Genomic DNA, 226 nt, shown 5'->3' with positions numbered 1-226 from the left:
CTGACAGTGATCCGAAACATGCAGCCAATCGCGAATATTCTTGCCATCACCATAGATCGGCAGTTTTTTTCCATCCATACCATTTGATGTCATCAATGGTATCAGTTTTTCTGGAAATTGATAAGGTCCATAGTTATTCGAGCAACGAGTAATGTTAACATTCAATCCGTAAGTTTCATAATATGCCCGCACTAACAAGTCCGCAGATGCCTTGCTGGCAGAGTAT

At 41.2% G+C, this 226-nt stretch carries 1 protein-coding gene; it reads right to left on the bottom strand.

Translation table 11 applies throughout. The features are described 5' to 3' along the window. Positions 1–226: GDP-mannose 4,6-dehydratase (locus FD20_RS12855; RefSeq protein ID WP_157060951.1), on the bottom strand; the 226-nt coding region annotated here is incomplete at both ends.

The sequence above is a fragment of the Liquorilactobacillus uvarum DSM 19971 genome (genome assembly GCF_001434935.1).
Lineage (GTDB): Bacteria > Bacillota > Bacilli > Lactobacillales > Lactobacillaceae > Liquorilactobacillus > Liquorilactobacillus uvarum.
This window is presented reverse-complemented; position numbering and strand designations above follow the sequence as displayed.